Below are 1,883 nucleotides of genomic sequence, written 5' to 3' on the forward strand. Positions count from 1 at the left end.
AGATAAGGTGGCGATCATCACCGGCGCGGGCCGCGGCATCGGCGAGGCGACGGCGCGCGCCATGGCGGCGGAAGGCGCGGCGATCGTCGTGGCGGAAAAGGATGCGGCCAGCGGAAAGAGCGTTGCCGCTTCTCTGATCGAAAGCGGGGCACGGGCGCTCTTCGTCGAGACAGACGTCGCCGACAGCGGATCCTGCGAGGCGATGGCCGAGCGGACGCTCGGCGCTTTTGGCCGGATCGACGTGCTGGTCGCCAATGCCGGCATCAACGTATTCCACGAGCCTCTGGAAACCACCGAGGCGGAATGGCGGCGCTGCTTTGCCGTCGATCTCGACGGCGTCTGGTATTCGACACGCGCGGTGTTGCCGACGATGCGCGGTCAGAAGCAGGGCGCGGTCGTCGCCATCGCGTCCTGCCATTCCTTCGCGATCATCCCGTCGACCTTTCCCTATCCGGTCGCCAAGCACGGGCTGCTCGGCCTGGTGCGGTCGCTCGGCATCCAATACGCGGCCGAAGGGATCCGCGTGAACGCGATCGCGCCGGGCTATATCGAGACGCAGATCGCGGTCGATTACTGGAACACCTTTCCCGATCCGCAAGCCGAGCGCCAGCGCACCTACGACCTGCACCCGCCGCGCCGCATCGGTCGGCCGGAGGAGGTGGCTATGACCGCCGTCTTCCTCGGCTCCGACGAGGCGCCGTTCATCAACGCGGCCTGCATCGTCATCGATGGCGGGCGCTCGGTTCTCTACCACGAATGAGGTTTCGCACCGGCGGCCGGTCGCCGGAAAACGTCTTCAAAGCAGATCACGTCCCACCGGCCCGGGATCGACAGGGAGGAAAACCATGAAAATGATCAGGGCATGCCTGGTTGCGGCCGCGACCGCTGCCGTCGCGCTGACGGTCCACGGCGCCGGCGCGCAGGACAAGATGAAGTTCGGCTACATCAACAAGATGGGCGACCATCCCTGGTTCGTGCGCGAGGTGAAAGGCGCCAAGGACAAAGCCGCCGAGCTCGGCGTCGACCTGCTTGTCCAGGACGTCCAGTTCGACGCTAACCTCGCCGTCACCACCTTCGACACTTACGTCGGCGACGGCGTCAAGGGCATCGCCGTGGTGGTGCCGGATCGCTCGCTCGGCCCGGTCGTCGCCGACAAGGCGAAGGCCGCCAAGATCGGCCTGATCGCAGTCGACGACGACATCGCCTTCGCCGACGGCACGCCGGTCGCCTATGTCGGCATGAACGCGCTCAACATCGGCAAGCAGGTCGGCGGCGAGATCGCCCGCATCGCCAAGGCCGAAGGTTGGGACAAGGACCTTTCCAAAGTGCGTGTCGGCTCGATCGAGGACCAGAAGGCCGACACCTGCATGCGCCGCAACAAGGGCGCCGAGGAGGCACTGGTGGCGGCGATCCCGGAGATCAAGTCGCGCATCGTCTCGATCCCCTACGACAACACTATGGTCAACTCGATCGACGTGGTGTCGACGACGCTGACGGCCAATCCCGACGCCGAGAAGTGGATCTTCTTCTCCTGCAACGACGACGGCGTGCTCGGCGGCGTGCGCGCCACCGAGAATGCCGGCATGAAGCCTGAAAATGTCATCGGCATCGGCATCGACGGTTCCCGTTCCTGCGAGGCCTTCGGCGCCGGCAAGCCCTCGGGCTTCCGCGGCACGATGTGGCTGGACAGCGCCAAGCATGGCGCGGCCGCCATCCAGGCGCTTTACGACCAGGCCAACGGCAAAGAGATGCAGAAGGACTATTTCCAGGACGCCACCCTGATCAGCGGCGAGAACTTCGCCAAGTTCAAGGATACGCTCGGATGCAAGTCCTAGGCTTTCCTTCGGCCCCATGGCTGGTGGCTTCATGGCGGGCGGCGTTTT

The 1,883-nt window shown here is 65.4% G+C and carries 2 protein-coding genes; both read left to right on the forward strand.

All coding sequences use genetic code 11. The features are described 5' to 3' along the window. The first annotated feature begins 7 nt into the window (after nucleotides 1-7). A complete protein-coding gene (locus EOA29_RS34950) occupies nucleotides 8-760 on the forward strand; it encodes an SDR family oxidoreductase (RefSeq protein ID WP_210213212.1) in 753 nt (250 codons plus the stop codon). 85 nt (nucleotides 761-845) lie between these two features. Continuing rightward, nucleotides 846-1,835 (forward strand): substrate-binding domain-containing protein, encoded by a 990-nt coding sequence (locus EOA29_RS34955; RefSeq protein ID WP_210211978.1) that lies wholly within the window; start codon nucleotides 846-848, stop codon nucleotides 1,833-1,835. The last annotated feature ends 48 nt before the right edge of the window (nucleotides 1,836-1,883 follow it).

It is taken from the genome of Mesorhizobium sp. M1E.F.Ca.ET.063.01.1.1 (assembly GCF_003998155.1).
GTDB lineage: Bacteria > Pseudomonadota > Alphaproteobacteria > Rhizobiales > Rhizobiaceae > Mesorhizobium.

Excerpts from the sequence above, each read along its gene's own strand:
- EOA29_RS34955 (WP_210211978.1), top strand. The coding sequence starts at position 846 with ATGAAAATGATCAGGGCATGCCTGGTTGCGGCCGCGACCGCTGCCGTC.